1 pseudogene is annotated in these 305 nt (G+C 39.0%); it reads right to left on the reverse strand.

Annotation, left to right across the window (positions count from 1 at the left end):
• Positions 1–216: pseudogene (locus tag C1G53_RS13245) on the reverse strand (sugar ABC transporter substrate-binding protein); the annotation flags it as partial.
• Between the last annotated feature and the right edge of the window lie 89 nt (positions 217–305).

A 305-nucleotide genomic window follows, 5' to 3' on the forward strand; every position in this document is an offset into this window, starting at 1 on the left:
CTTTTTCTCAAACTCATCCGCAATCTTTCTCAAACCAGGCTCTTGACCAGAATCCCAAATAGCATAGGATATTTCTGTCTTTCCTGAACTACTTCCTCCCGTAGTTTTGCTAGACTCAGTCGAAGTAGAACACGCTGCCAGCAGGCCTGCAGCCGCAAGCAAGGTAACATAGCGACCAATTTTCTTCATGATAATACTCCTTTTCTTTTGTCGAATACGTCGACGAACTTTGTTATTTCTACTATAACTATAACATGTAAGCGCTTTATAATCAAATAGGAATATTTGACATATTCCATATGATT

Source organism: Streptococcus suis (assembly GCF_002960445.1).
GTDB lineage: Bacteria > Bacillota > Bacilli > Lactobacillales > Streptococcaceae > Streptococcus > Streptococcus hyiners.